This is a genomic window from Oscillibacter sp. (assembly GCF_028693505.1).
Taxonomy (GTDB): Bacteria; Bacillota; Clostridia; order Oscillospirales; family Oscillospiraceae; genus Oscillibacter.
The window spans coordinates 1-24,936 of the sequence record NZ_JAQUVF010000001.1; the positions used below are offsets into that span (position 1 = coordinate 1).

Consider the following 24,936-nt stretch of genomic DNA (forward strand, 5'->3'; position numbering starts at 1 on the left):
CCCTGTATGAGCGTCTTTCACAGGAGGACGGGCAGGAGGGCGAAAGCAACAGCATTGCCAACCAAAAGAAGATTTTGGAACGGTATGCCCGCGACCACGGCTATACAGGTGTCCGGCACTATGAGGACGACGGATACAGCGGTACAAACTTCAACCGCCCCGGCTTTCAGGAAATGCTTGCAGACGTAAAGGCGGGAAAGATAAGCCGCGTTATTGTCAAAGATATGTCGCGCTTTGGGCGTGACTATCTGCAAGTGGGTATGTATACCGATATTCTCTTTCCCGACTTTGGCGTACACTTCATAGCCGTAAATGACGGCGTGGACAGTACACGCGGGGACAATGAGTTTACCGCTATCCGCAATGTGTTCAATGAAATGTATGCGCGGGATACGTCAAAGAAAATCCGCGCAACGTGGCAATCAAAGGGCAAATCTGGCGAACACCTTACCACAATCCCGCCCTATGGATACCGCAAAGACCCGGAGAACAAAAGGAAATGGATTGTTGACCCGGAAGCCGCCGCAATCGTTCAAAAGATATTTGCCTTGTGTGTAGATGGCATGGGGCCGACGCAGATAGCAAAATGGTTGTGGCAAAATAAAGTCCTGAACCCTACCGCATACAGCCGGACGCACGGTTTACCTACTTCCAACAAGCCCACCGCCGACCCCCACAAGTGGACGAATGAAACAGTATCCCGCACTTTGGAGCGCGTCGAGTATTTAGGGCATACGGTAAACTTCAAGACGAAAAAGCAATCCTACAAGAGCAAGAAAAAGCTATGGAATGACCCGTCGGAATGGGCGATATTTGAGAATACGCAGGAGCCTATCATAGACGAAAGCGTGTTCCTGATAGTCCAGAACATACGGCAATCCCGGCGACGGCCTAACAAAATGGGCGATATGGGTATGTTTTCCGGCCTGTTGTTTTGCGCCGATTGCGGCGGCAAGATGTACCAATGCAGGACAAACGAGTTTAAGCCGGAGCAGCAATACTTTATCTGTTCCACCTACCGCAAAGACCATACCGTATGCGACAATACCCATTCAATCCGCAATGTAGCTTTGGAAGAAATCGTTATCCGCAATCTACGGGAAGCTATCGCGTATGTGGCGCAGTATGAAGATGATTTTATCCGTGAAGCTGCTGAAACCGATACACGGGCGCGGGATAAGGCGTTGGCACAGAAAAAGGATACCCTTGCACAAGCGGAAAAACGAATTGCCGAGCTTGATATTATTTTCAAGCGTATCTATGAGGACAACATAAGCGGGAAGCTGACCGACGAGCGATTTATAAAGCTGTCCCGTGATTATGAACTTGAACAGGATAACCTAAAGGCTACGTCAAAAATACTGCGAGAGGAAGTCAAGCAGCAAGAAAAGAGCAAATCCAATGTTAAGAACTTTGTTACTACGGCGAAGAAGTATACCGACCTGACCGAGCTTGACGCAACCATACTGCGGGAGTTTATCGACAAAATCCTTGTATCGAAAACTTCCGGCAAGAAAGGGCGCAGGGCTTCCGACAAAGTACAGGAAATCGAAATCGTCTATAACTTTATCGGTGCGTTTGACTTTGGAAAGGCCATTGAGCAAGCCCAAATAAACCATGAAATAGCGAAAGTCGGCATAGCCTAATGTGCCATGCCGACAATCGCAATAAATGTTTTCTTAACTCACCGCCCCATTGGGGCGATGTCCTTTTTCTTTAAGCCGCACTTAGTCTGTGGGAATTTTTTCAAAGCGCTGGCCCTGGGTATTGGACCAGAAGTGGGTCTCGTCCACACCGGTGACATAGTAGGTGAGCGGTCCGGAAAAGTCCCCCGCGCCGTGAATATCCACCTCCAGCGCCGGGCAGTATCCAAGATCGCTCCGATCCCGGACCCGCACGGCGTAGGCCGTGTCGCCCAGCTCCCCCAGATAGGGGATCACCACCCGGCATTTTCCGCCCAAAATCACCAGCAGCTCCCTTGCCGCGCCGTCGCACCAGATGCCGTCAACCCGGTCCAGCGTGGTTTTGTCATACGCGGTGGGGTTTTCATGAACGCTCCCGGTGGAATTTGCCGCGCACTGATCGAGAATTTGGGTGAACAGCGGGGAAAGAGACCGCGCCGCCGCGTGGTAGTTTCCGGCGTCATACCGGTCGTAGAGGGGGACGTAGCCCGCCTCCTCCCATTGCGCTGCAATCTCCGCGTCTCCTTGCAGCACACGGTCCGCAAAGTTTAAAACCGCCGCAAAGGAGCGCGCCATGTCGCCGGGGGCATACTTCGTGTCCGAAAGCCACCGCTCCACCGCCCCGGCGTCCGCCGCGTTTCCCGCCTGCGCCCAGTCCAGCAGTTCCCCCGCCGCCTTCGCCTGCTTCAAAGCGCTTCCGGCAGTCCCCGGCGCAGCGTTCCAGATATCCGCAAGCAGCGTCTTGAGCTCCACCGGCGTCTTTTCATTTTTCACTTGGGAGGAAAGCGGCGCGGCCAGCGGTTCCTCCGGTGTGGCGGGCACGTCGGCAGCCTTGCAGCCCACCAGCACAAACACCGCCAGCGCGGTGAAAAGGCATCGATACTTTTTCATAAGCTTCCCCTCCCCTTCAGCACATTGTAGGCAGACATCCCGTGAAAATCAACGCGCATTTTGAAACAACGGCTCAAAAAGCAGGGTTCTTTTTTCTTTTGCCGCCATGGGTCCTGTTTTCTTTTTTTGAAAACCTGTGGTATACTAAGATACTACGTTTCTTGGAGGTGCCTATGAAACGCCCGCTTTTTATTTTTGCACTGGCATGCCTTCTGGTTCTTTCCGGCTGTGCCCTGTCGCCCCAGCCTCCGGCCCAGCCCGTACCGCCGTCGGCGGACTCCCCCGCCGTTCCAGAGGTGGATCAGCCGGAGCCTGACCCGCCCACCGCACAAGAGATTGCCGACGCGCAGGTGGAGACGCTGCTCTCCTCCATGACTATGGAAGAGCAGGTGGGCCAGCTGTTTTTCGTCCGGGTGCCGGACACAGAGGCCGGAAACGACGTGCGCGAATACCACCTTGGCGGCTACATTCTCTTTGGCCGGAACACAAAGGACAAAACCGCCAATGAACTGATCCAAACCATTCAGAGCTATCAGGACGCAGCGGACATTCCCCTTCTCATCGGCGTGGATGAGGAGGGTGGAAGCGTGGTGCGCGTCTCCTCCAACCCCCATCTCCGCTCCGAGAAATTCAAATCCCCCCGGCAGCTTTACGCCAGTGGCGGCATGCAGGCCGTTGTCCAAGACACTCACGAAAAGGACGTGCTGCTCAAAGCCTTGGGCTTTAACGTGAACCTTGCCCCGGTGGCGGACGTTTCCACCGACCCCGGCGACTTCATCTATGACCGCACCCTGGGCCTTGGCGCGGAGGATACCGCCGCGTACACCGTGCGCTTAACGACGGCTATGACCGCCGACGGCATGGGCAGCGTTCTAAAGCACTTCCCCGGCTATGGCGATAACGCGGACACCCACACCGGCATCGCGGTGGACACGCGCCCTCTGGAAACCTTTGAAGCCGCCGATTTTCTCCCCTTTTCCGCAGGGCTGGGCGGCGGAGGGAAGCATTGCGCGGTGCTGGTCTCCCACAACATCGTCACGTGCATGGACGATCAGCTCCCCGCCTCCCTCTCCCCCGCCGTACACGAAACGCTGCGCCGTCTGATGAAATCGGCAGGGCGCGGGGAAAACGTGGTCATGACCGACGATCTGGCCATGGACGCCGTGGCGGCCTACGCCAAGGACGGGGCCGTGGCGGTGCTGGCGCTAAAGGCGGGCAACGACCTCGTTGTGACCACCGACTACCGCACGCAAATCCCCAAGGTGCTGGAAGCGATTGAAAGCGGCGCTCTCTCCCCCGAGACCGTCACCGTCGCCTGCCGCCGGGTCCTCCAGTGGAAACAGGCGCTGGGCCTGCTGCCGCAGGCGTAAAAACCATGCGGTTGATTTTAAAGATAGCATTGCAAGGAAGGAAGTTTTCCACATGGAAACAGAAAAGCTCTATTACGCCGACCCCTTTTTGAAGGAATTTACCGCCGTGGTCCTCTCCTGCGACGCCGGGAAGGACGGCTTTCAGGTGGTTTTGGACCGCACCGCCTTCTATCCGGAGGGTGGCGGTCAGCCCGCGGACCACGGCAGCTTAGGCGGCGTGGCAGTCACCGACGTCCATGAAAAAGACGGCGTGATTTTCCACACCTGCCCGCTTTCTGTGGAAATCGGCGCCCGGGTCACCGGCGTTCTCGACTGGGACCGCCGCTTCGACCACATGCAGCAGCACTCCGGCGAGCACATTCTCTCCGGCATTCTCTGTGAAAACCACCACTGCGACAACGTTGGCTTTCACATGGGCGCGGACATGGTAACCATCGACTATAACGCGGACATCTCCTGGGAGCAGGCGTTGGCGGCGGAAGCCGCCGCTAACGCAGTCATCTACGCCGACGCGCCTGTGGAGATTGCCTTCCCCTCCCGGGAAGCGCTGGGGGAGCTGCCCTATCGCAGCAAGAAAGAGCTGACGGGCCGGGTGCGGATCGTCACCTTCCCCGCAGCCGACTGCTGCGCCTGCTGCGGCACCCACGTGCTGCGGGCGGGACAGGTGGGGCTTGTGAAAATCCTCTCCTGCCAAAAATTCCGGGAGGGCGTCCGGCTGGAGATTGTCTGCGGGCAGCGGGCGCTGCGCTATCTCTCCGCCGTCTACGATCAGGACCGCTCCATTGCCCAGCAGCTGTCCGTAAAGCCGGTGGAGACCCTCGCCGCCGTGGAGCGTCTGAGTGCGGAGCTTTCCGCCCTTAAGATCCGGGAAGCGGAACTGGAGACGCAGGTCTTTTCCCACATCGCACTGGAAAACGCCCACTGCAAGCATGCGCTGGTGATTCAGCCCCCCCTGCGCCCGGACAGTGTGCGCAAGCTGGCGGACACGGTGGCCCGCGCCTCCGGGGGGCTTGCGGCGGTCTTTGCGGGAGAGGGCGATCACTATACCTACGCCCTTGTCCGCGCGGACGGCGGCGATCTCACGGCGCTGGTGAAGGCGCTCAATCAGGCGCTGAATGGCCGTGGCGGTGGGCGGGGCGGCTTTGCGCAGGGCAGCGTGCAATCAGACAAGACCGCCATTGAAGCATTTTTTCGGGAGCAAGGAGAGATTTCATGCGCTATTACATGATTGAACGGGACGCGGAGGAAGAGGACGACCCTTGCCGGCTGTATCTGGAGTTGGCGGACGACGGCATCCTCCAGCGGAAGATTGAAGTTTACCTCAACGGCGTTTACTGCGCCACGGGAAGAGAATCCGCCCCTGCGGATCTGGCTGCGCTGACGGGAGACGGACAGCGGCTGCTACTCTCCCCCCAGCAGTTTGAAGAGATGTGGTATCAGACCCGGGAGCTTCCGGACGGTTTTACGGGACTCTTTTTCTAAGGCACCTCCGGCATCCGCAAAAAAAGGTTCCTGACAAATTGTCAGGAACCTTTTTTCATGAAACGACGTGAGACTCAGTGGGTTAGGAAAAACGTCATGGCAAACAGCGCCACGATCACCCACGTGGTGGGCTTGATTTCCCGGGCTTTGCCGGTAAACACGGCGATAAAGGCATACGCGATCAGTCCGAAGGCAATGCCGAAGGAAATGCTGTACGTAAAGGGCATCATGGCCACCGTCAAGAAGGCGGGCACCGCAACATCCGCCGCGGTCCACTCAATGTCCCGCACGCAGTTCATCATCAGCACGCCCACATAGATCAAGGCCGCCGCCGTGGCGCAGGACGGGATCAGCTGCGCCACCGGGGAGAGGAACATGGCGATGAAGAAAAACACGGCTGTGGACATGGAGGCAAGGCCCGTCCGGCCGCCCTCGCCCACACCGGCGGAGCTTTCCACAAAGGTGGTCACGGTGGAGGTGCCGCAGACGGCACCGGTGGTGGTGGCGATGGCGTCCGCCAGCATGGCACGGTCCATCTGGGGGACCTCCCCCTCTTTGGTCAGCAGGCCGCCCCGGGCGCAGGCGCCGTAAAGCGTACCCAGCGTGTCAAACATATCCACCATGCAAAAGGCCAGCGCCGTGGTGATGAACATAATCAAAAAGCCACCCATGCCATGGGCTTCGATGTAAGGCGCAAATTGGAAGCCCTCCGTAAAGACCTTGCCGAAGGACAGCTCCGCAAACTCGCCAAAGGCGGTAAAGGGATTGAAGGAAAGGCTCTCGGCAAAGCCGTCGTAGAAGCCGGGCACCGTAAGGCCCAGCACATAGTAAGCCACCGCGCCGCCTAAGATTCCAAAGAGCACGCTGCCCTTGACGCCCCGACGGCTCATGGCGGCAATGCTTAAAAGCGCGAAGAACGTCACCAGCATGGGCATGATGGTGCTCCATGTGACGCCGCCGGAATAGACGTTAAAAGAGGCAAGGCTTACCAGCGTTGCGCCGTTGTCCACGATCAGTCCGGCGTTCTGCAAGCCGAGAAACGCAATGAACAAACCGATGCCGGCGGGGATCGCCATGCGGACAGCGGCGGGAATGGCGTCAAAAATCTTCTTGCGCAGGCCGGTGACGGTGAGAAGAATGAAGATGATGCCGTCCGTCAGCACCAGCACCAGCGCGTTGGCATAGGTCAACCCGATGCCAAAGCACACCGTGTAGACAAAGTAGGCGTTCAGTCCCATGCCGGAAGCCTGCGCCAGCGGCAGATTGCTCAAAAGTCCGATGAGCACCGTGCCGATCACCGCGGAAATCGCGGTGGCAATGTAAATCGCATTGTAGGTGACCTGGCCCTCCAAGGCCGAAAACATGCCCGCGTTGACCATCAGGATATAGGCCATCGCCATAAAGGTGGTGAAGCCTGCCATGATCTCCGTGCGGACCGTGGTCCCATGCTCCTTCAGTTTAAAAAATTGCTCCATATGCTCCCTCTTTCTCTGTTTTTCCGTAAAACACACGCAAAAAAATTTTTTATGTAGAAAAACAGATTTTGTAATTCTATCTTATAAAAAACGCTAAGGAATTGCAAGAACTTCTCTTACGGTAATTTTCCCAAAAAAGGTCCACCTTTTTAGAGAAAGTAACCATCCGCCTTTTTCTAAAAGAGGATCTTTTTTAAATCAAGGCCAGCGATTTAAGCAGATACAGCCAAAAGGTAAAGGAAAAACCGCTCAAAATGGTGGTCAGCATCACCGCGCTGGAGCTGAGAACGCCCTCGTGTCCCATACTGCGGGCCATGCTAAAGCAGCTCACCGTGGAGGGCGAGGCCAGCATAATGAGAATCACCACCAAAATCTCTCCCCGATAGCCCAGATAGACCGCCACGGGTAAAAACAGCGCCGCAAAAATCACCAGCTTAAAGGCGCTGCACACAGCCGTCGGCTTCCAGCAGCCCGCCGCCTTCTTCGGATCAATGCTGGCGCCCAGAGCCAGAAGTCCCATGGGGGTGGCGGTGGCCGCCAGACTGGAAACGCCCCGCTGGAGAATGACCGGCTGGGGAATGCGGAGCAGGGACCATACAAGGCCCACCGCAATTCCCAGAATGATGGGGTTGGTCACAATGCCCCGCACGCTTTTTCCGATGCTCTTTCGATCCAGATGCCCGTCCGGCCCCAGCAGCGTCAAAAGCATCACGGCGGCCACATTGTACAGCGGCACGGCTCCGATGAGCACCAGCGCCAGCGGACCTGTGCCGCCATAGATGTTTTGCATCAGGGCCGCGCCCAGCAGGGCCTGACTGCCCCGATACCCCGCCTGAACAAACTCCGCCCGCAAAGACCGCTCCCGCAGCAGGAGGGAAAGGCCCACCAGCAAAAGAATGGAGACCAGCGAGACCAAAAAGCAAAACGCCACAACGCCGCCATTCCAGAGCGTGCGAAAATCCGACGTCGCCAAATTCTCAAACAGCTGCACCGGCAGAGCGACTTTGAAAACAAAAATATTCAGCGCATCCGCAAAGCTATCGCTCAGCAGGCGGGTTTTTTGATGCAAAAGGAACCCCAAAATCATCATGAAAAAGACCGGCATGGTGGCGTTTAAGCTAAAGATCAGATTTTCCATCAGAAGTACCCCCGATTATTTTGCCGCAAGCAGCAGGGAAACCGCCCTCCTTCCGGAGGGCGGTTTTGACTGTTCCGGCTTAGTAAGCCAGTTTTTCCGTCAAGTATGCCTGCAATTGGTCGATCGGCAGGCGGACCTGCTCCATGGTGTCCCGGTCGCGGACCGTCACGCAGTTGTCTCCGCTCTTTTCCGCGTCGCCCACCGTGTCAAAGTCCACCGTCACGCAGTAAGGCGTGCCGATCTCATCCTCCCGGCGGTAGCGCTTGCCGATGGAACCGGTGTCGTCAAAGTCCACCATCCAGGTCTTGGCAAGCTCTGTCTGGATCTCCCGGGCCTTGTCGGAGAGCTTCTTGGAAAGGGGCAGCACCGCAACCTTAAAGGGCGCGATGGCGGGGTGGAAATGCATCACCACCCGGACGTCGTTCTTCTCCGCGTCCACAATCTCTTCGTCATACGCCTCCACCAGCAGCGCAAGCGCCATCCGGTCCGCGCCAAGAGACGGCTCAATGACATAGGGGATATAATGCTCGTTCTTCTCCTGATCGAAATAGGTGAGGTCCTGACCGGAGTGCTCCTGATGCTGCTTCAGGTCGTAATTGGTGCGGTCCGCCACGCCCCACAGCTCGCCCCAGCCGAAGGGGAAGCGATACTCAAAGTCCGTGGTAGCCTTGGAATAGAAGGCCAGCTCCTCCGGCTCATGGTCCCGCAGACGCAGATTCTCGTCCTTCACATTCAGACCCAGCAGCCAGTTGTGGCAGTAGGTCCGCCAATATTCAAACCACTCAAGATCGGTGTCGGGCTTGCAGAAAAACTCCAGCTCCATCTGCTCAAACTCCCGGATGCGGAAGATGAAGTTGCCCGGAGTGATCTCATTACGGAAGGACTTGCCCACCTGGCACACGCCAAAGGGCAGCTTGCGGCGGGTGGTGCGTTGGATGGCGGGGAAATTCACAAAAATACCCTGCGCCGTCTCCGGGCGGAGATACACCTCGTTGGAGGAATCCTCCGTGACGCCCTGATGGGTCTTGTACATCAGGTTGAATTTCCGGATATCGGTGAAGTCGTTCTTGCCGCAGCCGGGGCAGGGAACCTGCTTTTCCCGGATGAAGGTCACCAGGTCCTCCTGGGTCATGGCCTCCACATTCACGTCCAGATTGTTCTCGTTGACATAGGCTTCCACCAGCTTGTCCGCCCGGTGGCGCATCTTGCAGGCCTTGCAGTCGATCAGAGGATCGTTAAAGGTGGCCACGTGACCGGAAGCCACCCACACCTGGGGATTCATCAAAATTGCGGCGTCCAACCCCACGTTGTAGGGGCTTTCCTGCACAAACTTTTTCCACCATGCGCGCTTGACGTTGTTCTTCATCTCCACGCCCAGCGGGCCGTAGTCCCAGCTGTTGGCAAGGCCCCCGTAAATCTCGCTGCCGGGGAATACGAAGCCGCGGCTCTTGCAAAGCGCCACAACTTTTTCCATGGTCTTTTGCTTGTTATCCATAGTGCTTCTCTCCTTCTATCCTTCATGTGATTTTATCAGCCAATAAAAAACGCCCCGAGCCGATTTGGCTCAGGGCGAACTGAACAGTCCGTGGTTCCACCTGAATTTCCCCAAAGGGGACACTCTTCCCGGTAACGGCGGGGTCCGGCAAAGCATTTCCGCTTCGCAGCTCCAGGGCGCCTTCTCCCTTCCCCCGCAAGGACTTGCACCAACCGTCCCTTCTCTTTTCCGGGGAAAACAGGATACTTCTCCCTGTCACAGCCTGTATGGATATCGTTTGAAACTTTATCACGTTTTCCACACAATGTCAAGCAGCGGCGGAAAACTTTCTTCCTCCCGCCCGGCAGGATGGCTTCCATGTAAAAACCCGGCTCCGCCTGTTTTGGCGGAGCCGGGTTTTATCACTTTTTCTCTTTGTCGTAGGCCACGATGACCCGCCGGTTGGGATCGGTTCCGGTGGAATACGTGGTGATGCCGGGCATCTCCTGCAAGGCGGTGTGGATCACATGGCGCTCGTAGGCGTTCATCGGCTCCAGCGTGACGCTGCGGCGATACTTGAGGACCTTACCGGCCACCTTCTGTGCAAGACTCTGCAAGCTCTGCTCCCGCTTTTCTCGATAGCCCTCCGCGTCCAGCTGGACGCGGACCCGGCCGCCGGTGCGGTTCACCGCATAGCTCGTCAGCTGCTGAATGGCGTCCAGCGTCTCGCCCCGGCGGCCAATCAGCGCGCCAAGGCCCTGTCCCACCAAAAGGACCCGATAGCGGCCCTTCTCCGGGAGGTAAACCTTGATCTCCGCGCTGCTTTCCATCTGGGTGAGAAGGCCGGTCAAAAACACGCGAATGGCCTGCGCCTTTTCGTCGTCCACTTCTTCTCCCAGTTCCTGCGCGGGGACTGTGGAGACAGGCGCGGCAGGTGCCGGCGTCACTTTTTCCACAGGGGCAGATTTTTCGGCAGCAGCGGCCTTTTCTGCGCTCGCCGCCTTCTGAACGGGTTTTTCGAAAGCCTTCACGGGAGGCTGAGACGGCTTCTTCTCCACTGCCTTGCCGGGCGCCGGAGCGGGTGCTTCCTCCCGGTCCGGGCCATAGCTCACGCGAATTTTGGCCGGGCAGCCGCCCAGACCCAAAAAGCCGGATTTTGCACGTTCCAAAATTTCAACGGACACATCATCCCGGTCGAGACCAAGCTGAGCCAGTGCCTTATTGATGGCCTCTTCCTCATTTTTGCCCGTTACATCGATAAACTCTCTCATAACGGCTCCTTAATCCTTCTCGTCATAGCGATCCGCCTTATAGGCACGACCGCGGGCATAGGGCCGGTCTCCAACGCGGCCTGCCTCCGTTGTGCTGCCGCCGGATTTTTTTGCCTTCTGGGCTTTTGCCTCCTGCGCGGCTTTCCGCTTCTCCTTCAGGCTCTGCTTTTGCTCCGCCTGCTGCTTTCTCTGTTCCTGAAGGGCTTTTCCCTCTTCCATCCGGCGCTGGCGGTCCGACTGGCGGGCCTCATACCGGGCGTTTTCTTCCTCTTCCAGCTTCTTGTTAAAAATCTTTCCGAGGACGACTTCCTGAATCAGGGAAAACACGCTCTGCGCAATCCAGTAAATACCAAGGGCCGCAGGCATGACAAACGCGATATACACGGACATCAGCGGCATCATATACATCATGCTCTTGGTGGAGCGGGCCGCCGGGCCCTCCTGCTGGGGCTGCTGCTTCATGGTGATCATGGAAAGCACCAGCTGGGAAAGACCCGCCAGAATGGGAATCAAAATCAGGCCGATGACGGCCCAGGAAAATGCAAAATTGCCAAAGCCGGTGCTGGGATTGGCCGTCAGGTCCAGCCCCAGGAAGTTGTAATTCAGGTTCATCCAGCCATCCACACTGGCGCCGTACTCCGGCATCTGAGAGGTGATCTCTTTGACCAGGTTGATCTGACCGTAGGGCAGCAGCTGGGGAAGGCCGGTTTTGCCAAGCTCCATCGCGCCGTCCTCCGCCACCTTGACGATGGTGGAAACGGAGGCTCCCGCGTCTGCCAGATGGTTGATGATGCCGTACATCGCCTGCTCAGAGAGCATCATAAAGTGGGTGACGGGCTGACGGATGATGGAGTACAGCGCGATCAGGATGGGCAGGGGCAGAAAACTCCACAGGCATCCGCTCATGGGGTTGACGCCCTCTTCGGCATAGAGCTTTTGCATCTCTTCGCCCATCTTTGTCTGATTGTTGGCATACTTCTTCTGAATTTCCTGCATCCGGCCGGACATCCGGCTCATCCGCATCATGCTCTTTTTCGACTTCATTTGGAACGGCAGCATCAAAAGCTTGATTACCAGCGTAAATAAAATGATGGCGATGCCGTAAGAGCCGGTCAAATTATAAAATACACGGACCAGCCACGCGAATGGAATACAAATGTAGTATCCAAGGGTTGAAAACATAGTTGTTTCCTCCAAATCGTGATGAGACCAATGTTTTTCCATAAAAAAGCACTCGGCAAAAAAACCCGTTTTTACAAAACGAGCTTTCAAAGAAACATTGGCCCGGCCGCCACAGGCGGCATCCGCCGGTGTGTTTACCGGCGGCGGGAATCCGCAAAAGGGATTTTTACCCTCTTTGGAGCTTACGGTACGGGATCGTATCCTCCCTTGTGAAACGGGTTGCAGCGCAGGATGCGCTTGAAAGCAAGCCAGCCGCCCTTGCAGGCGCCATATTTTTCAATGGCCTCTAGCGCGTAGCGGGAACAGGTGGGCGTATAGTTGCAGCAAGAGTGCCGATAGGGGGAAATTGCCGCCCGGTAAAATTTTACCAAAGCAATCAGCACGCGCTTCACATCGAACCCTCCAAAAGATTCAATTTTCGGCTCAGCTTCAAAAAGGTCTCGTTCAGCTCTTTCCAGGGGGCCGTGACCGTCCGTCTCCGGGCGACCAAAATGAGATCATACCCCTGCCGGAGCTGTGGTCCGTTTAACCGATAGACCTCCCGCAGCCGCCGCCGGGCGCGGTTGCGCACCACGGCATGTCCCAGTTTGACGGAAGCGGTCAACCCAAGCCGGTTCCGGCCCAGTTTATTCTTCCGGCAATAGAGAACCATGCCGCTTCCCACTGCGGACGCCCCTTTTTGATACAGCCGGCGAAACTCATGGTTTTGCTTCAGTGTCGCCTCTTTTTTCATATGCTCTCCCTGCTTTTCTGCCTGCACACCAAAACAGCGCCCTTTGAAAAATGTCAAAGGAAACTCTTAGAGGGACGGAGGAATCCAAAAATTCCGCCGTCCCTGAAGACGTCTGTTCAAGTGTCTCCTGCGCGTTCCGTTTCGCTTAGTAGGACAGCTGTGCGCGGCCCTTGGCGCGGCGACGGGCCAGGACCTTACGGCCGTTGGCGCTAGCCATTCTCTTGCGGAAACCGTGGACCTTCTGGCCATGCAGCTTCTTGGGCTGATAGGTACGTTTCGTTGCCATGTTGAGACACCTCCTGTCAGTATTCAGGCCGCCCTTGGGCGGCACTTACTCGACACCCGCCCTTTTGGGCGAATGCAGTAAACGAGTATGAGACGTCTTGCGACGCATGGAATAGTATACAGACTTTTTTAAAAGGTGTCAAGAATAACTTAAAAAAACTATTAAAATTATCTTTTTCTCTTCTTTTCCGGCATTTTTTCTAAATCTAGTAGATTTAGGGAAAACTAAACCCTATATCTTGTCCCTTTTCCGCCAAAATTTTTCAATTCTTATTATTAGAATAGGTATTGCCACGCTCTCTCTTTTTTGCTATAATAATTTTGTATTATTTTGTCCATTTTTAACTAGAGAGAGGTGTTTCCTTTTGAATTCGGTCGCTGACGTATGGGACAATGTTTTGTCCCAGCTGAAACGCGAGCTCTCGGAAACTACCATTGCCACCTGGTTTGACGAACTTAGGGCAGTGGATATCCGGGGCAACACATTGATTCTTCATTGCGCCAACGATTTCAAACGGGGCTATATTGAATCCCTGTTTTTGAAAAATATCAAGGCCGCCCTGCAGGATCTCTTCTCCACTGGGTTTGACGTCTCTATTTTAGACGACGAGGGTCTTGCCGCGCTGAACGGGATTGAACAGAAAGAGCAAAGTGATCGGTTTACCTCCGATGAGTTCACGTTTGAAACCTTTGTGGTGGGTCCTTCCAACAAACTGGCCTATGCCGCGTCCATTGCGGTTGCGGACCATCCGGCGCAAAACTACAACCCGCTTTTGATCTATGGAGATTCCGGCCTTGGAAAGACCCATTTGATTTACGCCATCGCCAACGTCATCCGCAAAAACGATCCGCGCTCGAAAATTGCCTATGTAAAAGGCGACGATCTGACCAACGAGCTGGTCTCCGCCATTCAGGCCGGTCCCAACAAAACGGCCGAGATGCGGGAAAAATACCGGCAGGCCGACCTTCTGCTGGTGGATGACGTGCAATTTATTGCCGGCAAAAAGCAGACGCAGGAGGAATTTTTCCATACCTTCAACAACCTCTATGAATCCGGGCGTCAAATTGTGCTCACCTCGGACCGTCCCCCCTCTGAGATGACCCAGCTGGAGGACCGGCTGCGGACCCGGTTTGAATGGGGTCTTTTGGTGGATGTGGCGCCCCCGGATTTTGAAACGCGGCTTGCCATCATCAAAAACAAAGCCGCCCTTCTGGGGTTGGAGCTGCCCAATAAAATTGCGGTCTACATTGCGCAAAACGTCACTGCCAACGTCCGTCAGCTGGAAGGGACCATCAATAAGATCATGGCCTTCAAAGATCTGCTTGGAAATGATTCCGATGAGGAGACCGTCTCCCGGGCGATTCAGGACATGCTGCGCCGCAACAACGAATACATTCCCACGCCCGAAGCCATTTTGGATTACATCAGCAAATACTACAATGTGGAAGAATCCGTCATTCGCGGCCAGCAGAGAATTCGGGACGCCGTGGCCGCCCGTCAGATCGCCATTTATCTCATTCGGAGCATGACCAATCTCTCTTTGGACGATATCGGCAAGGTATTCGACAATCGAGACCACTCCACCGTGCTCTACTCCATTCAGCAGGTAGAGAAAAAAATGAAAAAGGACTCCTCCTTCGCGGAAACCGTGAAGGAAATCAAGACCAATATTAACGCGAAGCGATAGTTTTTTTCTCCACAACGCTGGTGGAAAAGGAAAACTTCTCTGTGGAAAAATGTCCCGTTTCAAAACGTCGTGGAAAAAGGCGGTTTTTCCTCCACATGGGGTGTGGACCCTCAAAACCTTGTGGGATCTGCCTTTTTCTTTCTTTTCCACAGTTTTTTTTCCTATGACTGCTTTTTCTAAATATTACTTTCTTTATTCTTTTAAAAACGTCCACCCTACCAATATATAGAGAGGAAGCCTGCGTTTATGATGAAATTTTCCTGTGAGAAGGCGCTGCTGCAAAACGCCATCACCGTGGCCAGCCGCGCCGTTGCCCAGAAAAGCTCGATTCCCGCACTGGAAGGGCTGCTGCTTCACGCCGATCAGGAGCTGACGATCTCCGGCTACAATATGCAAACCGGTATCCGCACAAAGCTTTCGGCGAACGTGACCGATGGCGGAGACCTGGTGCTCAATGCTCGACTGTTCGGCGATATCATTCGCCGGATGCCGGACGACGTGGTGACATTTTCTGCCGACGAAAAGCAGATGGTCCATCTTTGCTGCGGCGACGCCGATTTTGATATTCTCGGCTTAAGCGCCGCGGATTATCCGGATATGCCGGAGGTGGAGGACGAATATTCCGTCTCCCTCCAGCAAAAAACCCTGCGCGCCATGATCGAAGAGGTGGCTTTTGCCGTTTCCACAAATGAAAGCCGCCCTGTGCATACCGGCGCTCTGTTTGAAATCAGCGACAGCGGTCTCACCATGGTCGCCGTGGACGGATTCCGTCTGGCGGTGCGGAGAGAACCTCTGGAAAAAATGGAAGGCGGCGCTTTTTTCTTCGTGGCCCCGGGCAGCGCGCTGAATGAGGTCAAAAATATCTGCGGCGATGTGGAAGATCTGGCTGCCGTGACACTGGGCAAGCGCCATATTCTCTTCGAGGTCGGTAATACAGAGCTGATCTGCCGCCGGCTGGAAGGCGAATTTTTGGATTACAAAAACGCCATCCCCAGAAAGAACCCTATTTCTGTCATCGCGGATACGAAACAGCTGATTGAAAGCATCGACCGCGTGTCCGTGGTGATTTCGGACAAGCTGAAAAGCCCTGTGCGGTGCCTGTTTGATTATGATAAGGTGGTGCTTTCCGCCAAAACGGGCAACGGCGAATCCAAGGACGTGTGCCGCCTCTGCGGAGACGGCGGCGGTCTGGAGATCGGCTTCAACAACCGCTATTTGATGGAGGCGCTGCGCTACGCCCCCGCCGATACCGTGAAGATCGAACTGAACACCGGCGTGTCTCCCGCCATTATCGTGCCGACGGAGGGGGCGGAAAATTTCCTGTACATGGTCCTTCCCGTGCGTTTGAAGGGCGAATAAAGAGGGAGAATACCAATGAAAACCATTTTTATCAAAACAGAGTATATTAAGCTGCAGGACCTTTTGAAATTTGCCAATCTTGTGGAGTCCGGCGGCGCGGCAAAGGAATGCATTCAGGCCGGGGCCGTGGCAGTGAACGGCGAGGTCTGCTCCATGCGGGGAAAGAAAATCCGCCCGGGGGACGACATTTGCTTCCAAATGCAGCACTATACGGTCGCTTATGAGAATTGACCGGCTGGAAGTAGACGCTTTTCGAAACTTCCTCCATCAAAGTGCGGACTTTGACCCTCTGTGCAATGTGATCACGGGAGAAAATGCCCAGGGAAAAACCAATTTGCTGGAGGCAATTGTCTACCTCTCCTCCGGAAAGTCCCCCCGGGCCAGAACGGACCGGGAGATGATTGCCTTTGACGCCCCTGCCGCCGCAGTGCGGGCCCAGGTGTTTTCCCGGGAAAGAACGTTTCAGATGCAGGTGGAGCTGTTTCGGGACCGGCGGCGAAAGATGTCCGTCAACTGCGTTCCGGCAAAAAACAATGCCGCCCTCAGCAGCGTCTATCAAACGGTTTTCTTTTGCCCGGAGGACTTGAATCTGATTCGGGAAGGGGCCGCTGCCCGCCGAAAATTCATGGATACGGCTTTATGTCAACTTCGCCCCCGCTATGCCGCCGCGCTGGCGGAGTATAACCGGACGTATGAGCACAAGACCCGGATACTGCGGGATGCGGAGGAGCGCAGCGATCTTCTGGCGACGCTTCCGGATTTTAATGAGCGGCTGATTTTTTATGGCGCGGTGCTGATTCACTATCGCGCACAGTTTGCCGTTCGATTGAACGAGTACGCGGCTATCCATCATTTTGAGTGTTCCGGCGAGCGGGAGCGCCTGGAGGTCAGCTATGAGACGGTCTCCACCGTGAAGGAGCCCGGCGCAGAGGTTGACCTTTTAAGGCAGCAGCTGCGGGAGCATATGGAAACCCATCAGGAAGCGGAGCGGGCAAGTCGGCTGTGTCTTTCCGGTCCCCATAAGGACGATCTGCGGGTGCGCATTGACGGACGGGACGCAAAAGCCTTTGCTTCCCAAGGGCAGACCCGGACGGCGGCGCTTTCCATGAAGCTGGCGGAGCGGGAAATCTATAAAAACGCCACGGGAGAATATCCGGTGCTGCTGCTGGACGATGTGCTCTCCGAGCTGGACCCCAAGCGGCAGGAATTTGTGCTCAACCGGATTTCCGGCGGGCAGGTTTTTATCACCTGCTGCGAGGATGACCGTCTGCCGCAGCTGCTGGGCGGAAAAGTTTTTCACGTGGCATGTGGAAACATTCGATAGACAGGGGGATTTTCGGTGTATCTTCACCTTGGACAAACGGAAATTGTATCGTCCCGGCGAATCATCGGTATTTTTGATCTGGATAAGTGCTCTACCAGCAAACGGACGAGGGACTTTCTCACCACCGCGGAAAAGGATGGCGTGGTTTTGGACGTCTCCGGCGATCTGCCAAAATCCTTTGTGGTCTGCGACCATCCCTATCACAACCAGATCGTCTATCTTGCCCAGCTCAATTCCGTCACGCTGCAAAAAAGAGCGGAAAGTCAGAAACTGGAATTGTAATACGAATAAAACGCGGGGCAAGGAGAAACGGGCCGGAAATCGGTTCCGGCCCGGCTCTTCTTGCCTTGTTACGGAAGGAGAACCCATATGGCTGAAAATGAGATTCTGCAATCCACGGCTGTGGATGTCAAAAACGAATACGATGCTTCTGAAATTCAGGTGCTGGAGGGATTGGAGGCGGTTCGGAAGAGACCGGGCATGTATATCGGCTCCACCTCTGCCTCCGGATTGCACCATCTGGTCTATGAGATCGTGGATAACGCCATCGATGAAGCGCTGGCCGGGTATTGCACGGATATCCAAATCCTCATCAATCCGGACAATACCATCACCGTTGTGGATAATGGCCGGGGCATCCCGGTGGACACCCAGTCCCAAACCGGAAAGCCCGCGCTGGAAGTGGTGTACACCGTGCTCCACGCCGGTGGTAAGTTCGGCGGCGGGGGCTATAAGGTCTCCGGCGGTTTGCACGGCGTAGGCGCGTCGGTTGTCAACGCGCTGAGCGAATGGCTGACCGTTCAGGTCCACCGGGACGGGAACATCTATGAGATGCGGTTTTCCCGAGGCCAGATCACGCAGGAAATGAAGATCGTGGGCGCCACGGACCATACCGGCACCACCGTCACCTTTAAGCCGGACCACGAGATTTTTGAGGAGACCGTCTACAATTATGAGACCCTCCACACCCGCATGCGGGAAGAGGCCTTCCTCAATGCCGGATTGCGCATCCAGCTTGTGGATCAGCGCCCCGGCGAGGAGCAGGAGGACAACATGTGCTATGCCGGTGGCATCCGGGAATTTGTCACATGGCTCAATAAAAACAAGGATGTTCTGCATAACGACGTGATCTACATGGCGGGCCAGAAGGACGATTCCATGGCGGAGATCGCCCTGCAATATAACGACGGCTATAACGAAACCATCTTGTCCTTTGCCAACAACGTGCACACGCCGGAGGGCGGCATGCATGAAGAGGGCTTTAAGCGCGCCATTACCACGGTGCTCAATAACTACGGCCACAAGATCAAAATGCTCAAGGACGATGAAAAGGTCTCCGGCGAGGATTGCCGGGAGGGCCTTACCTGCGTCCTTTCCGTGAAGCTGACGGACGCCCAGTTTGAAGGGCAGACCAAGGCAAAGCTGGGCAACAGCGAAATCCGGACGCTGGTGAACACCATCGTCTCCGATAAGCTGGATACGTTTTTGGAGGAAAATCCCCAGGTTGGCCGGATGATTCTGGATAAGGCGCTCACCGCCAACCGGGCCAGAGAAGCGGCCAAAAAAGCGCGGGAATCCATTCGCCGCAAGACCGCCCTTGGCGGCGCGGCCATGCCGGACAAACTGCGCGACTGCAATGAAAATAACCCGGAACTCACCGAAATTTACATCGTCGAGGGTGACTCCGCAGGCGGCTCCGCCACCCAGGGGCGGGACTCCCGGTTTCAGGCGATCCTGCCGCTTTGGGGCAAGATGCTGAACGTGGAAAAGGCCCGGGCAGACAAGGTGTACGGCAACGATAAGCTCCAGCCCGTCATCACGGCGCTGGGCGGCGGCATCGGGGAGGAATTTGACTCCTCAAAGCTCCGGTATCATAAGGTCATCATCATGGCCGATGCCGATGTGGACGGCTCCCATATCCGCACCTTACTGCTGACCTTCTTCTTCCGCTTTATGCGCCCATTGATCGAAGAGGGGTATGTCTACTCCGCCGTTCCCCCGCTCTATAAGCTCAGCCGTGGCAAAACCACCCGGGTCGCCTTCTCCGATGAGGAGCGGGACTGCATTTCCTCTGAGATGCGGGGAGACAATCCCAACACGAAAATTGACATTTCCCGCTTCAAGGGCCTTGGCGAGATGAACCCCCACGAGCTGTGGGAGACCACCATGGACCCGGAAAAGCGGACCCTGCGCCGCATCACGCTGGATGACGCCGTGAAGGCGGACGAGACCTTTACCATCCTCATGGGCGAAAAGGTGGAGCCGCGCAAGGAATTCATCGAGAAAAACGCGCGGTACGCCGTGAATCTGGATTACTAAGGAAAGGATACCGATATGAGTAAGAAACCCCAATACGATCCTGAGGAGATCCGGTATCCGGAACAAAAAATCCTGGAATCCCCGCTGGTCCCCGAAATGGAGAAATCCTACATCGAATACGCCATGAGCGTCATCGTCGGCCGGGCCCTGCCCGACGTGCGGGACGGCTTAAAGCCCGTCCACCGCCGGATTCTCTACGCCATGTACGAGGACAATCTCACCTCCGACCGTCCCTTCAAGAAGTCCGCCACCTGCGTGGGCGACGTGCTGGGCCGGTATCATCCCCACGGCGATCAGTCCGTGTACGACGCGCTGGTACGTCTGGCGCAGGATTTTTCCATGCGCTATATGCTGGTGGACGGACACGGCAACTTCGGCAGCGTGGACGGCGATCCCCCCGCGGCCTATCGATACACCGAGGCCCGCATGAGCAAGCTCTCCGACGAGATGCTCCGGGACATCGACAAGGAGACAGTGGACTGGGACCCCAACTTTGACGAGAGCCGGAAGGAGCCCCGGGTCCTCCCTGCCCGCTTCCCCAACCTGCTGGTAAACGGCTCCAGCGGCATCGCCGTGGGCATGGCCACCAATATCCCGCCCCACAACCTGCGGGAGGTCATCGGCGCGTGCATCTGCGTGCTGGATGACCCCAACGCCACCCTCGCGGACCTCATGCAGCACGTCAAGGGGCCCGATTTCCCCACCAAGGGCATTATCATGGGCCGCTCCGGTATCCGCGCCGCCTACGCCACCGGCCGGGGCCGTCTGGTCATCCGGGCGCGGCACGAGTTTGAGGAATTCGGAAAAGACCGCACCCGCATTATCATCACGGAAATCCCCTATCAGGTGAATAAGCGGATGCTCATCAAAAATATGGCCGAGCAGGTGGAGGATAAGCGGCTGGAGGGCATCTCCGACATCCGGGACGAATCCGACCGAAACGGCATGCGCATCGTTGTGGAGCTGAAACGGGACGCCAATCCCCAGGTGGTGCTCAACCGTCTCTTCTCCCAGACACAGCTGCAAACCACCTTTGCCATCAATATGCTGGCGCTGGTGCAGAACCAGTCTCAGCCGAAGATTCTCTCTCTGCGCCATATCATCGACGAATATCTCGCCTTCCAGGAGGAGATCATCGTCCGCAGAACGAAATTCGATCTGAAAAAGGCACAGGAGCGGGCGCACCTGCTCCAAGGCTTGCTAATCGCGCAGGACAACATTGACGAGGTCATCAAGATCATCCGCACCAGCTATGATAATGCCAGAGAAAATCTGATGAATCGCTTCGGACTGGACGAGATTCAGGCGCAGGCCATCTGCGACATGCGACTGATCGCCTTGCAGGGCTTGAACCGGGAGAAGCTGGAAAATGAATATCAGGAGCTGGAGGAGAAAATCAACTGGCTCAATAAAATTCTCTCCGACGACGCTTTGGTGCGCCAGATCCTCAAGGATGAGCTGACCGTCATTGCTGAAAAATACGGCGACGAGCGCTCCACCGAGATTCAGGACGTGGAAGATGAGATCGACATTGAGGACCTCATCGAGGAAGAGCAGTGCGTCTTTACCCTCACCAGCGCGGGATACATCAAGCGGACGCCCGCCAGCGAATATACGGCCCAGTCCAAGGGCGGTATGGGAAAGAAGGGCATCACCACCCGGGAGGAGGATTTCGTGGTGGATGTGTTCACCGCCTCCACCCACGATTATCTGCTCTTCTTCACCGACACCGGCAAGGTTTACCGGAAGAAGGGCTATCAGATTCCCGAGTCCGGGAAAACCGCCAAGGGCACGAACATCATCAATATTTTGCAGGTGGAGCAGGGCGAGCGGGTCCAGACCATGGTCCACACCCGGAATATTGAGGAGCAGGAGAGCCGCTACCTGGTGATGGTCACGAAAAACGGCACCGTGAAGCGGCTGCCGGTGGGGACGCTGCGCAACCTGCGCAACAACGGCATCCGCGCGCTGCGGATGGACGAGGGCGATCAGCTCATCACCGTCCGGGAGACGGACGGCACCCAGAACATCCTCATCGCCACCCATGACGGGCAGGCGGTCTGCTTCGACGAAAACGACGTCCGCCCCATGGGCCGGGACGCCGTGGGCGTGCGTGGCATCCGGCTGCGCGAGGGCGACTACGTGGTGGGCGCAGCCCGGGCCAAGGAGGACGCACAGGTCCTCTCCATTACGGAAAAGGGCTTTGGCAAGCGCACGTCGGTGGCGGAGTACCGCATCACCAACCGGGGCGGCCTTGGCATCAAGAACTATATGGTCACGGAAAAGACCGGCGGCGTGGTGGGCATCAAGGTAGTAGACGGGTCGGAGGACCTGCTGCTGGTGACCCAGGCCGGCATTTTGATCCGTACCGCTGTGGAAAACATCCGCTCCGCGGGACGCGCCACCCAAGGCGTGATCGTCATGCGCTTTAAGGAGGAGGGCGATCAGGTCATCGCCATGGCCCTCACCGAAAAGGACGAGGCCGAGGAGACGGAGACCATCCTTGACTCTGATGCGGAAAACAGCCCGGAAATCGGCGCAGAAACCGGCGCGGAGACCGGCACAGAAACCGGCACGGAGACCGGCACGGAAGCCGGTACGGAAACCGAAGCATAAGGGAACACTCCCGGGAGGAACATGAAAGAAGTCACGATCTATACGGACGGCGCCTGCTCCGGAAATCCCGGTCCCGGCGGCTGGGGCGCGGTTTTGCTCTACGGCGCACACAAACGGGAGCTCTCCGGCGGAGAGGCCGCCACCACCAATAACCGCATGGAGCTGACCGCAGTCATTGAAGCGCTGGCCCTTTTAAAAGAGCCCTGCGCCGTGGCGCTGTGGTCCGACTCCAAGTATGTCATTGACGGGCTGGAAAAGGGCTGGGCCGCGACCTGGCAAAAACGGGGCTGGGTGAAAAGCGACAAAAAGCCTGCCCTGAACCCGGACCTGTGGGAAAAGCTGCTGGCGCTGACGAAGGTCCATTCCATGCGCTACCACTGGGTGAAGGGCCACGCGGAAAACGCGTATAATAACCGCTGTGATGAGTTGGCGGTGGCGGAAAGCCGAAAATACCGATAAAAAAAGCGATCATTTACAAACTGTTCATACCAAACACACAATTCGGTAAAAATTATCGGGTATCTTATACTCAAGCAAAGGGAACTCCCAACCCGATGCGATTTCTCCTTCCTAAAACACACACACAGCAAAAAGGACCGCCATTGGCGGTCCTTTTTGTGCCCTTTTCTTGTAAAGCGGAAAGAATCGGTGTAAAATATGAAAATGAAAACAGTCAATACGACTTGATCGGGAGGTTTTGCGAAATGAAGGACGGGTTCATTTCTGTTGCCTGCGGTACGCCCAAGCTGCGTCTGGCGGATTGCGACTATAACGCCGAGCAGACCTTTACCATGATGCGCGCCGCTGAAAAGGCGGGGGCTAAGGTTTTGGTACTGCCGGAGCTGGGCCTGACGGGCTATACCTGCGGCGACCTTTTTTATCAGGACACGCTGCTGCGGGGCGCTGAAGCGGCCATTGGCACCGTGCTGGCCGCAACCCGCAATCTGGAGGTGGTCACTGCGGTGGGTCTGCCGGTGCGGGTAAACAACAAACTGTATAATTGCGCTGCTATTATACAAAAAGGAATGATTTTGGGCGTTGTTCCAAAGACGCACCTGCCCAATTACGGTGAATTTTACGAAAAACGGCAGTTCGCCTCGGGTCCGGAAAAGGGTGGCTGTTTGATCTCCCTTTGCGGGCAGGAGGTTTGGTTTCAGGCCGGGCAGATTTTCCGCTGTGAGACACTGCCGGAGCTGGTGCTGGGCTTTGAGATCTGCGAGGACCTGTGGGCGGCGGAGTCTCCCTCCCTTGCCATGGTGCGCGCGGGCGCCACGGTCATTGGCAATCTCTCCGCCAGCAATGATCTGATCGGCAAGGACGCCTACCGCCGTCAGCTGGTGACCACCCAGAGCGCCAAGCTGCTGTGCGGCTATGTGTATACCAGCGCGGGGGAGGGAGAGTCCACCTCCGACGTGGTCTTTGGCGCGCACCAGATGATTGCGGAAAACGGTTCTCTGCTGGCGGAGCGGCGGTTTGAAGGCGGGCTGCTGCTCTCCGAGATCGATGTGCAGCGGCTTTGCTATGAGCGCCGCCGGACGCAGGTGATGGACGAGATCACTGCCCCCGGCGGAAAACCCTTCTCCCTGACCCTCTCCCCCACCAAGCTCACCCGCTATGTGGCCCCGCAGCCCTTTGTTCCCGAGGGGAAAGAGGACCGGGACGAGCGCTGCCGGGAGATTTTGATGATCGCCTCCCTTGGCCTTAAGCAGCGGCTGGAGCATACCGGCGCGAAAACGGCGGTGGTGGGTCTTTCCGGCGGGCTGGATTCCACCCTGGCGGTTTTGATCACGGGGCTTGCCATGAAGATGCTGGACCGGCCCATGACGGAGATCGTGGCGGTCACTATGCCCTGCTTTGGCACCACGGACCGCACGAAAAACAATGCCGTCATTCTGGCGGGGCAGATGGGCGCCACGCTGCGCACAGTGGATATCTCCGCCAGCGTCCGCAGCCATTTCCGGGACATCGGGCACGACATGGAGGACCACTCCGTCACCTTTGAAAACGGGCAGGCCCGGGAGCGGACGCAGGTGCTGATGGATATTGCCAACCAAAGCGGCGGCATCGTCATCGGAACCGGCGATCTTTCGGAGCTGGCGCTGGGCTGGTGCACGTATAACGGCGACCACATGAGCATGTACGGCGTGAATGCCTCCATTCCCAAGACGCTGGTGCGGCATCTAGTGGGTTATCTGGCCCGGGACAACGCGGAAAAGGATGAGGCGCTGCACGACGTGCTGGAGGATATTTTGGATACGCCGGTCTCGCCGGAGCTGCTGCCCGCCGTGCAGGGCGAGATCAGCCAGCGGACCGAGGATCTGGTAGGGCCTTACGAGCTGCATGATTTCTTTTTGTACTACATGCTCCGCTGGGGTTTCTCCCCACAAAAAATTTATCGTCTGGCCCTGTATGCGCTGGGCGGTCGCTATGGAAGAGACGTCATTTTAAAATGGCTGAAAACCTTCTACCGCCGCTTTTTCGGCCAGCAGTTCAAGCGCAACTGCGTGCCGGACGGGCCGAAGGTGGGCAGCGTGGCCCTCTCCCCCCGTGGCGACTGGCGGATGCCCAGCGACGCAAAAATGGCGCTGTGGCATGCGGAGCTTGAAGCGCTGAGCTGACAGGATACGAAAAGCCAGTCGCCCCAAAA

At 56.6% G+C, this 24,936-nt stretch carries 22 protein-coding genes and 1 other annotated feature; of the genes, 13 read left to right on the forward strand and 9 right to left on the reverse strand.

The features are described from left to right. Positions 1-1,646 (forward strand): recombinase family protein (locus PHI30_RS00005; RefSeq protein ID WP_300022145.1); only part of this gene is annotated, 1,646 nt, incomplete at its 5' end. An 81-nt stretch (positions 1,647-1,727) separates the two neighbouring features. Here PHI30_RS00005 and PHI30_RS00010 read toward each other — a convergent pair. Further along, positions 1,728-2,573, reverse strand: coding sequence for a hypothetical protein (locus tag PHI30_RS00010; RefSeq protein WP_300022148.1), 846 nt, complete (start codon positions 2,571-2,573; stop codon positions 1,728-1,730). A 173-nt stretch (positions 2,574-2,746) separates the two neighbouring features. On the opposite strand from PHI30_RS00010, the gene PHI30_RS00015 reads away from it, so the two are divergent. The 3 genes from PHI30_RS00015 to PHI30_RS00025 are packed head-to-tail and all read left to right on the forward strand — an operon-like array spanning position 2,747 to position 5,425. After that, positions 2,747-3,943 carry a glycoside hydrolase family 3 N-terminal domain-containing protein gene (locus PHI30_RS00015; RefSeq protein ID WP_300022151.1) on the forward strand — a complete coding sequence of 399 codons (1,197 nt, stop codon included), beginning with the start codon at positions 2,747-2,749 and terminating at the stop codon, positions 3,941-3,943. A gap of 52 nt (positions 3,944-3,995) precedes the next feature. Continuing rightward, entirely contained in the window at positions 3,996-5,171 is a 1,176-nt protein-coding gene (locus PHI30_RS00020; RefSeq protein WP_300022154.1) for an alanyl-tRNA editing protein, read from the forward strand. Then, the gene (locus tag PHI30_RS00025; RefSeq protein WP_300022157.1) at positions 5,156-5,425 is read left to right on the forward strand and encodes a hypothetical protein; all 270 of its coding nucleotides are present in this window, start codon (positions 5,156-5,158) and stop codon (positions 5,423-5,425) included. The genes PHI30_RS00020 and PHI30_RS00025 overlap by 16 nt, the downstream gene beginning before the upstream one ends. A gap of 74 nt (positions 5,426-5,499) precedes the next feature. On the opposite strand, the gene PHI30_RS00030 is transcribed toward PHI30_RS00025, so the two are convergent. The 8 genes from PHI30_RS00030 to rpmH form a co-directional block, all read right to left on the reverse strand. Further along, positions 5,500-6,900 carry an NCS2 family permease gene (locus PHI30_RS00030; RefSeq protein ID WP_300022160.1) on the reverse strand — a complete coding sequence of 467 codons (1,401 nt, stop codon included), beginning with the start codon at positions 6,898-6,900 and terminating at the stop codon, positions 5,500-5,502. 193 nt (positions 6,901-7,093) lie between these two features. Continuing rightward, positions 7,094-8,038, reverse strand: coding sequence for an AEC family transporter (locus PHI30_RS00035; protein WP_300022162.1), 945 nt, complete (start codon positions 8,036-8,038; stop codon positions 7,094-7,096). A gap of 79 nt (positions 8,039-8,117) precedes the next feature. Further along, on the reverse strand, positions 8,118-9,533 hold the full coding sequence (locus tag PHI30_RS00040) for a glycine--tRNA ligase (RefSeq protein ID WP_300022164.1): 1,416 nt from the start codon (positions 9,531-9,533) through the stop codon (positions 8,118-8,120). A 67-nt stretch (positions 9,534-9,600) separates the two neighbouring features. Next, positions 9,601-9,801, reverse strand: a binding site (T-box leader). Between the two features lie 133 nt (positions 9,802-9,934). After that, entirely contained in the window at positions 9,935-10,783 is an 849-nt protein-coding gene (gene jag / locus PHI30_RS00045; protein ID WP_300022167.1) for an RNA-binding cell elongation regulator Jag/EloR, read from the reverse strand. Positions 10,784-10,792: 9 nt separating this feature from the next. Beyond that, positions 10,793-11,965 carry a membrane protein insertase YidC gene (gene yidC / locus PHI30_RS00050; RefSeq protein ID WP_300022170.1) on the reverse strand — a complete coding sequence of 391 codons (1,173 nt, stop codon included), beginning with the start codon at positions 11,963-11,965 and terminating at the stop codon, positions 10,793-10,795. Positions 11,966-12,147: 182 nt separating this feature from the next. Further along, entirely contained in the window at positions 12,148-12,357 is a 210-nt protein-coding gene (yidD, locus tag PHI30_RS00055) for a membrane protein insertion efficiency factor YidD (protein ID WP_300022173.1), read from the reverse strand. Further along, positions 12,354-12,698: a ribonuclease P protein component gene (gene rnpA, locus PHI30_RS00060; protein ID WP_300022176.1), complete on the reverse strand. Its 345-nt coding sequence runs from the start codon at positions 12,696-12,698 to the stop codon at positions 12,354-12,356. Before rnpA ends, yidD begins: the two co-directional genes overlap by 4 nt. A gap of 145 nt (positions 12,699-12,843) precedes the next feature. Next, the gene (rpmH, locus tag PHI30_RS00065; RefSeq protein WP_014120424.1) at positions 12,844-12,984 is read right to left on the reverse strand and encodes a 50S ribosomal protein L34; all 141 of its coding nucleotides are present in this window, start codon (positions 12,982-12,984) and stop codon (positions 12,844-12,846) included. 364 nt (positions 12,985-13,348) lie between these two features. Between rpmH and dnaA the strand changes: the two genes are divergently transcribed. The 9 genes from dnaA to PHI30_RS00110 all read left to right on the forward strand — a co-directional run bounded on the left by dnaA (position 13,349) and on the right by PHI30_RS00110 (position 24,907). Further along, positions 13,349-14,671 (forward strand): chromosomal replication initiator protein DnaA, encoded by a 1,323-nt coding sequence (gene dnaA, locus PHI30_RS00070; protein WP_300022185.1) that lies wholly within the window; start codon positions 13,349-13,351, stop codon positions 14,669-14,671. A 246-nt stretch (positions 14,672-14,917) separates the two neighbouring features. Next, entirely contained in the window at positions 14,918-16,030 is a 1,113-nt protein-coding gene (dnaN, locus tag PHI30_RS00075; protein ID WP_300022187.1) for a DNA polymerase III subunit beta, read from the forward strand. A gap of 15 nt (positions 16,031-16,045) precedes the next feature. Beyond that, positions 16,046-16,261, forward strand: coding sequence for an RNA-binding S4 domain-containing protein (locus PHI30_RS00080; RefSeq protein ID WP_300022190.1), 216 nt, complete (start codon positions 16,046-16,048; stop codon positions 16,259-16,261). After that, positions 16,251-17,354 carry a DNA replication/repair protein RecF gene (gene recF, locus PHI30_RS00085; protein ID WP_300022193.1) on the forward strand — a complete coding sequence of 368 codons (1,104 nt, stop codon included), beginning with the start codon at positions 16,251-16,253 and terminating at the stop codon, positions 17,352-17,354. Before PHI30_RS00080 ends, recF begins: the two co-directional genes overlap by 11 nt. A gap of 15 nt (positions 17,355-17,369) precedes the next feature. Next, complete coding sequence (remB, locus tag PHI30_RS00090; protein WP_300022196.1) at positions 17,370-17,636, forward strand: extracellular matrix regulator RemB; 267 nt, start codon at positions 17,370-17,372, stop codon at positions 17,634-17,636. 87 nt (positions 17,637-17,723) lie between these two features. Next, the gene (gyrB, locus tag PHI30_RS00095) at positions 17,724-19,673 is read left to right on the forward strand and encodes a DNA topoisomerase (ATP-hydrolyzing) subunit B (protein WP_300022198.1); all 1,950 of its coding nucleotides are present in this window, start codon (positions 17,724-17,726) and stop codon (positions 19,671-19,673) included. Between the two features lie 15 nt (positions 19,674-19,688). After that, positions 19,689-22,289 carry a DNA gyrase subunit A gene (gyrA, locus tag PHI30_RS00100; protein WP_300022201.1) on the forward strand — a complete coding sequence of 867 codons (2,601 nt, stop codon included), beginning with the start codon at positions 19,689-19,691 and terminating at the stop codon, positions 22,287-22,289. Between the two features lie 21 nt (positions 22,290-22,310). Continuing rightward, positions 22,311-22,748 (forward strand): ribonuclease HI, encoded by a 438-nt coding sequence (rnhA, locus tag PHI30_RS00105; RefSeq protein WP_300022204.1) that lies wholly within the window; start codon positions 22,311-22,313, stop codon positions 22,746-22,748. Positions 22,749-22,993: 245 nt separating this feature from the next. Then, positions 22,994-24,907, forward strand: coding sequence for an NAD(+) synthase (locus tag PHI30_RS00110; protein ID WP_300022207.1), 1,914 nt, complete (start codon positions 22,994-22,996; stop codon positions 24,905-24,907). Positions 24,908-24,936: the final 29 nt, after the last annotated feature.

Coding starts and splice junctions, on each gene's coding strand:
- PHI30_RS00110 (WP_300022207.1), top strand. CDS start 22,994: ATGAAGGACGGGTTCATTTCTGTTGCCTGCGGTACGCCCAAGCTGCGT.
- rnhA (WP_300022204.1), top strand. CDS start 22,311: ATGAAAGAAGTCACGATCTATACGGACGGCGCCTGCTCCGGAAATCCC.
- PHI30_RS00020 (WP_300022154.1), top strand. CDS start 3,996: ATGGAAACAGAAAAGCTCTATTACGCCGACCCCTTTTTGAAGGAATTT.
- dnaN (WP_300022187.1), top strand. CDS start 14,918: ATGATGAAATTTTCCTGTGAGAAGGCGCTGCTGCAAAACGCCATCACC.
- rnpA (WP_300022176.1), bottom strand. CDS start 12,698: ATGAAAAAAGAGGCGACACTGAAGCAAAACCATGAGTTTCGCCGGCTG.
- jag (WP_300022167.1), bottom strand. CDS start 10,783: ATGAGAGAGTTTATCGATGTAACGGGCAAAAATGAGGAAGAGGCCATC.
- PHI30_RS00080 (WP_300022190.1), top strand. CDS start 16,046: ATGAAAACCATTTTTATCAAAACAGAGTATATTAAGCTGCAGGACCTT.
- PHI30_RS00015 (WP_300022151.1), top strand. CDS start 2,747: ATGAAACGCCCGCTTTTTATTTTTGCACTGGCATGCCTTCTGGTTCTT.
- PHI30_RS00010 (WP_300022148.1), bottom strand. CDS start 2,573: ATGAAAAAGTATCGATGCCTTTTCACCGCGCTGGCGGTGTTTGTGCTG.
- PHI30_RS00030 (WP_300022160.1), bottom strand. CDS start 6,900: ATGGAGCAATTTTTTAAACTGAAGGAGCATGGGACCACGGTCCGCACG.
- recF (WP_300022193.1), top strand. CDS start 16,251: ATGAGAATTGACCGGCTGGAAGTAGACGCTTTTCGAAACTTCCTCCAT.
- PHI30_RS00040 (WP_300022164.1), bottom strand. CDS start 9,533: ATGGATAACAAGCAAAAGACCATGGAAAAAGTTGTGGCGCTTTGCAAG.
- PHI30_RS00025 (WP_300022157.1), top strand. CDS start 5,156: ATGCGCTATTACATGATTGAACGGGACGCGGAGGAAGAGGACGACCCT.
- yidC (WP_300022170.1), bottom strand. CDS start 11,965: ATGTTTTCAACCCTTGGATACTACATTTGTATTCCATTCGCGTGGCTG.
- rpmH (WP_014120424.1), bottom strand. CDS start 12,984: ATGGCAACGAAACGTACCTATCAGCCCAAGAAGCTGCATGGCCAGAAG.
- gyrA (WP_300022201.1), top strand. CDS start 19,689: ATGAGTAAGAAACCCCAATACGATCCTGAGGAGATCCGGTATCCGGAA.
- PHI30_RS00035 (WP_300022162.1), bottom strand. CDS start 8,038: ATGGAAAATCTGATCTTTAGCTTAAACGCCACCATGCCGGTCTTTTTC.
- gyrB (WP_300022198.1), top strand. CDS start 17,724: ATGGCTGAAAATGAGATTCTGCAATCCACGGCTGTGGATGTCAAAAAC.